This is a genomic window from Ralstonia sp. VS2407, from assembly GCF_052950655.1.
This window is the reverse complement of record NZ_JBRFVG010000017.1, coordinates 79,479-86,032: the sequence shown is the minus strand read 5'-3', so window position 1 is coordinate 86,032 and position 6,554 is coordinate 79,479. Positions and strand designations below refer to the sequence as shown.

Here is a 6,554-nt window from a genome sequence, read left to right as displayed (position 1 = left end):
CACCCGATCTACCGCCAATCGCCAACCACACAATCGACCGCAAACCCGCTCCACTCCTGCTTCTCCACCACTCAACACCACCACCGCCACTTGCGTTTCGGCGCTGTGTTTTGCAGCGAGGGGCGAATACTAATGTGCGGAAGCGCAGCTGGCAAGCACTTTTGTGAGTCACTCGCAAAAATCTTGCTGATGACTGGCCTGCGTCGCCATGCGCCGCAGGGTTATGGCGTAGGTTGAGGGGCCGACGAACGCCGCGTCCGGCCAACCTGAGACGCAGATTGGGCCGGGCCATCGGCCGCCGCCCCGTTTCTTATAGAGATGCAGTTGGCATCAATACTTGCCCGACGCTTGGCATAGCTTCTGGTTGTAGAGAATCGCCTTGCTCGTTGACGCGTAATTGTCGGCGTCGCACGGCGGCAGGATCAGTGTTGAGTCCTTCTGTGCCTTGATCGCTGTCGTCTCGGACAGCACAGCGAGGCATTGAGCGTTGTCGCCACGATGGTATTCAGTCACGGCAAGATCACTGCGAGCCTTGTCGCGCTCGATCCAGTCCATGAAGGGATCGCAGTCGGAGAGCAGAGAACGCAGTGTTGTGCGGGCTGCATCGAAATCCTTGGCGGCGTATTGCTTGTGGGCCTGGCCGATGCGGGCTTGACGCTGGCGGTCTGTGCAGGCGACCGGCGCACGGCGGTAGTCGCCATCAAACATGGCGCGCATGCCGCAGAAATCTCGGCAGGCCTCGGCGGTGGCGGATGAATCCAGCTTGAGCGCGTCCTTGTTGCCCGACACGGCGATGTGGCACTTGCCCTCATCCTTGTCGATGCCAACGCGGCCCCGGAATGTGCCTTCGATCGCGCACGTGTGGCAGTTGCCGCCAATCGTCGAGATGTTGAAGCTGTCGCCCTTGACCGTCATCGTGCCGCTCGCGCTGTCGCCCAGGATGTAGACGTACTCGCCCGGCTCGACGGCTGGCCCGGCCGCCATGGCGCACGCGCTAGCCAACCAGCTTGCAATCATCAACGCGCGCTGCGCCCAAATTACAAGGGCCATGGTGTTCGCTCCAGATTCATGTGGGAGGATGTCTGCTGCAAAAGCGCCATTCTGGCGACTGACTATGCCGGCACGCAAACATCTGGGCGAGCAGCGTGCCGTCGGCCATCAGATATGAAGCAGCGCCAGCACGGCCACGACACCACCAACAGCGGCCACACCGTATGACAGAACCTGCATCCAGCGCCGCCGGGAAAGCAACGTGATGGCCGCCAGCGCGATCGACACCTGAATGGCGACGACCGCTTGCGCCCACCGGTGGTGGTGGTGCACGGCAAGCTCGCTCGCGTCATCGGCCTCTTTTGCCAAGCGCTCCTGGTCTTCCGCCTGACGGCGAATGTCTTCCTTCTCGGCGGCGTAGCGCTGGGCTTCGCGCTTGGCGGCGGCCTGATCGGTGCCGGGCAACTGGGCGGTCAGCTCGGCAATCGCCTGCTTCTGGCCTTTGGCCTGGTAGTAGGCCCAGCGGTTGGCGGCTTCGGTCTTGTGGATGGCAGCTTCATTTTTGGCGAGTAGTGCGGCGTTTTGCGTGGCGCCGCCCTGGTAACCGAAGATGGCGCCGGCCGTCGAGAGAATCGCCGTCATGACGGCAATACGCCCGGCAAAGCTATCGGCATGGCCGCTTTCTGCCGCGTGCTCGAGCGCGTGGTCATGCGCGCCGTGCACGTGAAATCCTTCTGACATGGTTGCTCCCCTTCTAGTCTTGTATCGTCGGTCGCCCATCAAGCGCGGACCTCACAATGCATGGCCTTGCACGGAAAGGCAACGCCATGCGACGCGCATTCAACGTCGCAGATGCAGCTTCCTGACCCTGCCGCGCAGGGAGGAGGCGCGGCAATCGCAAATCATTTATACGCTGGGCAATTGCGCCGTTGAATACACGAAACCGGTCCGTATAATCGCGCAGCAATGCGAATCAGAGCCAATATTCCTTTGGTAATCGCATTGTTAATAAAACAAAACAATACTGCGAGTCAGATCCATGGATGCGTCCCAAAAGCCTTTGGCGCCATTGCCCGAAGAGGAACACCAACCCGTCATCGTCCGCGTGGCCGACGCGACGATCCGCGATGCCAATGCATTGCTGCATGCCAACGGCGGCCTGAAGTTCGGCCGAGGCATGATCGGCACCATCCTGGCGTTGGTGCTTAGCTTTCTGTGTTTGCTGGGCGTACTGGCGTTTCACTTTCCCCAGTATCTGACGACGCCCGAATTGCGGCGCGCGTATTCGGTGGATGTGATTCGGCAGATTCTGTTTGTCTCTCTGCTGATTTCGGGCGGGTTATCGCTGGCGAATATCGTGCTGGATAACCGCCGACGCCTGAACGGTCTGGCGTTCCTGTTTGTGGTGATTGCCGTTGCGCTGGGCGGCTCGCGCGTGCCGGTGGGCGATTTTCCGGATCACACGCCGTATATCGGCATGGATTGGTTCATTCTTGACCTGCTCGGTTCGACGGCGATTTTCGTGCTGCTTGAGAAGCTGTTCCCGCTCTACAAGAAGCAGCCGGTGTTCCGGGCAGAATGGCAGACCGATATGGTGCACTTCGCAGTGAACCACTTCATCGTGGGGCTGGTGCTGCTGGTGGTGAACTTCCTGATCCACCGCGTGTTCGGGTGGATGGTGCATGCGGACTTCCAGCAAATGGTGCAGCACATCTGGTTCATTCCGCAGTTGCTGCTGTGCATGCTGGTGGCCGACCTGATGGAGTACGTCACGCACCGCGCGTATCACGAAGTGCCGTTCCTCTGGCGCTTTCATGCCGTGCATCACAGCGTGAAGACGATGGACTGGCTGGCCGGCTCGCGTCAACACATTCTTGAACTGATCGTCACGCGGGTGGCTGTGCTTGGGCCATTGTTCGTGCTGGGCTTCGACAAAGCCGTGGTCGATGTCTACATCATCATCGTGGGCTTCCAGGCGGTGTTCAATCACGCCAACGTGCACTTGCCGTGGGGGCCGTTGAAGTACATCTTCGTGACGCCGGATTTCCATCATTGGCACCACTCGTCGGAAGACGAAGCGATCGACAAGAACTACGCCGCGCATTTCGCCTTCATTGACTATCTATTCGGTACCACAGTCAAATCGAAGAAGGCCTTCCCTGAAAAGTACGGCGTAGTAGGTGACTACATGCCCGACGGCTTCGTCAACCAGCAGCGCTTTCCGTTCCGACGTCAGCAGAACTGAGTCGAAGGTTTCACGTCATGCCCGTCGCCGCCGCTGCTCAGCACCTCATCGCCCGCCTCGGTCTCGAACCGCACCCGGAAGGCGGCTTCTATCGCGAAACCTATCGCAGTGAGGAACGCATCCAGCGAGGCATCCCGCCCGTCGAACGTGCGGCTGCCACCGCCATCTATTACCTCTTGGCGGATGATGCATATTCCGCCTGGCATCGGATCCAGTCGGACGAGTTGTGGCACTTCCATGCGGGGGACTCACTCAATGTGCATGTGTTGGAGGACGACGGTACGGTGAGCACGCATCGTCTGGGCAATGCGGCCGACGACGCGATGGCGGTGTACCAGGCGGTGGTTCCGGCAGGCCGCTGGTTTGCGGCCGAGCGCGTGCCCGGAGAACATGGCTATGCGCTCGTCGGCTGCACCGTTGCGCCGGGGTTCGAGTTCAGCGAGTTCGAACTGGCCGACGATGGCGCGCTGCTGGCAAAGTATTCGGCACATGGCGATCTCATCCGAAGGTTGCTGCCCAAGCCTGCGGTACGTTAGTCAGCACCACACCACGCTTTCATAGCCGACCGTGCGGCGGTAGACGCTGATACCCCGCCACGTGCTGTACTCCATGTACGCGCATGTCAGGACGACGATCCAGTTGGCTGCTGCGGTGGCTGTGGTGGACATATCCCCTCCCCTCTCGGCGTGCCCGATAGCTGTCTTATCGGCACGTTTTCAGTCTATGAGAGGGGGCTTCCAAACCATTGCACGAGCAATGACGCTTCTCGGCCCTTATTTCCGGGTCTCATCTCCGTATGGGCATCGCGCGTCGCAAAGGCCTGCCGGGCGCGGCGCCCATGCATCCTGGAGCGCACAGCATGATGGCCATGGCTGGTCTTCATCGGTGCGTCGATCTACGCTTGTGAGACGCGCTGCGGCGTGACTCACGCTACCCACCCACTTCACCCAGACGCCTTCGGAAGAACATCATGGCTACCATCGGATTCATCGGTCTTGGCATCATGGGCGCTCACATGGCCCGCAATCTGCTCAGGGGCGACCACACGCTGATCGTCAGCGGCAAGCATTCCGTGCCGGAAGATCTGCGCTCGCGCGCGACGGTGGTCGCCAACTCGGCGGCAGTGGCGCAAGCCGCGGACATCGTCATCGCCATGGTGCCGGACACGCCGGACGTGGCTGATGTGCTGTTTGGCGAGGCCGGTGTCGCGCAGGGCTTGGCTGGGGGCAAGCTCTTCATCGACATGAGCTCGATCTCGCCGATTGAAACGCAGACTTTTGCCAAGCGCGTCGAAGCGCTGGGCGCGGATTACCTTGATGCGCCCGTTTCAGGCGGTGAAGTCGGTGCACGTGACGCAACACTCACGATCATGGTTGGCGGCAAAGCAGCCGCGTTCGAGCGTGCCAAACCGCTGTTCGCCTTGATGGGCAAGAACATCACGCATGTGGGCGACTCCGGTGCTGGTCAGACCTGCAAGGTCGCCAACCAGATCATCGTGGCATTGACCATCGAAGCAGTGGGCGAAGCGCTGCTGTTTGCGTCCAAGGCCGGTGCCGACCCGGCACGTGTGCGCGAGGCGTTGATGGGTGGCTTTGCCTCCTCGCGCATTCTCGAAGTGCATGGCGAACGCATGATCAAGCGGACGTTTGACCCGGGCTTTCGCATCGAACTGCACCAGAAGGATCTGAACCTGGCGTTGGAAGGCGCTCGCAAGCTCGGCATCGCCCTGCCGAACACCGCGGCCGCACAACAGCTCTTCAACGTGTGCGCCGCTCACGGTGGCAAGGCATGGGACCACTCAGCCATGGTGCGCGCACTGGAACTGATGGCGGATCACAGCATTGCCTGAGCCAAAACGGGGGCGTGCCCAGGCGAGCACCACCCGCTCCGTTTTGCGACCGTCGACGGCGTCGGCTTACAACTCAAGTTGCTCGAGCACTTTCCCTTTGGTTTCGATGCCGAGGAAGTAGATGGTGACCGCGGCCAGTATGGGGACCAATGCCAGCAGCAGGAACGCATTGCTGACGTTGCCCGAGCCGATCGTCGAACCGATCAGCATCGGTGAAAAGATGGCGGCAATCTTCAGCCACGCGCCGCCCATGCCGCAACCGATCGCGCGGATGTTGGTCGGATACAGCTCCGGCGTATAGACATAGGCGGTGATGAAGCCGCACGCCATCAACCCCAGCGCCAACGAGCACAACCCCGCCACCACATAGAGCGACTGCTCGTGCAGCAGCCCAGCCAGCGCCAGCGAGACGCCGCACAGTACGAACGAGACCACCATCACCGGCTTGCGGCCCACCTTGTCGACGATCATCGCGCAGACCAACGAGCCGACCACACCCAGCACCGAAGCCAGCGCCGCCAGGTTGAGCGCCAGTTGCAGTGGCGCGTGATAGATCGTCTTGTAGACCGTCGGCAGCCATGTCGACAGACCGTACTGGATGAAACCGCACGTCGCCCACAGCATGGCCACGACCACCGTGCGCCTGATGTACACGGGGCCGAACAGATCGCGCATGCCGCGTTTCGGGTGGCGATGCGACATCTGCTCGAAGGCCGAGGTATCACCCAGCGGCGGCAGCGGCTCCTTCGATTTGGCTTCAAAGCGCGCCTGCGCGGCGTCAGCTTCGGCCATGCGGCCATTGGTCGCCAGCCAGCGCGGGGACTCCGGCACGGCCTTGGGCAGCGTGAAGAACAGCACCAGCGGTATGCCGCCGAGGAAGTACATCACCTCCCAGCCGAAATGCGGTACCAGCCATGCGCCCAGCGCGTTGGACACCAGCAGGCCGATCGGGAATACCACCTCGTAGAGCAGCACGAAGCGCCCGCGACCATGTGCGCGCGTGACCTCGTTGATGTACGTAGCGGCCACGGGCAGCTCGCCGCCCAGGCCGATGCCTTGCACGATACGCAGTGCTGCAAACACGGCAAAACTGGGCGCCACGCCGCACAGCAGGCTCATCAAGCCGATGATGCCCGCGCTATAGCCGATCATGCGCACGCGGCCAAATCGCTCGGCAAGCATGGGGAACACCAATGCGCCGATCAACTGACCGATGCCGGGCGCGCCAATCACAAAAGCAATCTGTGCCGGCGTCAGGTGCCATTGCGCAATCAGCAGCGGCAGCGTAGCCGCGATGACGATCACGTCAAAACCATCGAAGAACGTCGCGAGCCCGATCAGCAGGCGCGCGCGCACGTGCATGCCGTTGCTCTTGAGCCGCTCGATGCGGGCAACGATCTTGCCCAGGCTCATCCCGCCCAGCGGCCCATCGTGATCAATTCCGTTATCAATCAAAACACCTGGCTTCAT

The 6,554-nt window shown here is 61.4% G+C and carries 7 protein-coding genes; 3 read left to right on the top strand and 4 right to left on the bottom strand.

The genetic code is table 11. The features are described 5' to 3' along the window. Positions 1-330: 330 nt before the first annotated feature. On the bottom strand, positions 331-1,050 hold the full coding sequence (locus tag ACU8YE_RS21870; protein WP_446929599.1) for a hypothetical protein: 720 nt from the start codon (positions 1,048-1,050) through the stop codon (positions 331-333). 108 nt (positions 1,051-1,158) lie between these two features. Next, entirely contained in the window at positions 1,159-1,731 is a 573-nt protein-coding gene (locus ACU8YE_RS21865) for a DUF4337 domain-containing protein (RefSeq protein ID WP_446929598.1), read from the bottom strand. 298 nt (positions 1,732-2,029) lie between these two features. On the opposite strand from ACU8YE_RS21865, the gene ACU8YE_RS21860 reads away from it, so the two are divergent. Both ACU8YE_RS21860 and ACU8YE_RS21855 read left to right on the top strand, forming a co-directional pair. Next, entirely contained in the window at positions 2,030-3,235 is a 1,206-nt protein-coding gene (locus ACU8YE_RS21860; RefSeq protein ID WP_446929597.1) for a sterol desaturase family protein, read from the top strand. 17 nt (positions 3,236-3,252) lie between these two features. Then, positions 3,253-3,771 carry a cupin domain-containing protein gene (locus ACU8YE_RS21855; RefSeq protein WP_446929596.1) on the top strand — a complete coding sequence of 173 codons (519 nt, stop codon included), beginning with the start codon at positions 3,253-3,255 and terminating at the stop codon, positions 3,769-3,771. Here ACU8YE_RS21855 and ACU8YE_RS21850 read toward each other — a convergent pair whose 3' ends face one another. Next, positions 3,772-3,903: a hypothetical protein gene (locus tag ACU8YE_RS21850; protein WP_260804153.1), complete on the bottom strand. Its 132-nt coding sequence runs from the start codon at positions 3,901-3,903 to the stop codon at positions 3,772-3,774. A 302-nt stretch (positions 3,904-4,205) separates the two neighbouring features. Here ACU8YE_RS21850 and ACU8YE_RS21845 point away from each other — a divergent pair, with 302 nt between their 5' ends. Beyond that, complete coding sequence (locus ACU8YE_RS21845; protein WP_446929595.1) at positions 4,206-5,084, top strand: 2-hydroxy-3-oxopropionate reductase; 879 nt, start codon at positions 4,206-4,208, stop codon at positions 5,082-5,084. Between the two features lie 66 nt (positions 5,085-5,150). Here the strand turns inward: ACU8YE_RS21845 and ACU8YE_RS21840 are convergent, their stop codons facing one another. Next, the gene (locus ACU8YE_RS21840) at positions 5,151-6,554 is read right to left on the bottom strand and encodes an MFS transporter (RefSeq protein ID WP_232039325.1); all 1,404 of its coding nucleotides are present in this window, start codon (positions 6,552-6,554) and stop codon (positions 5,151-5,153) included.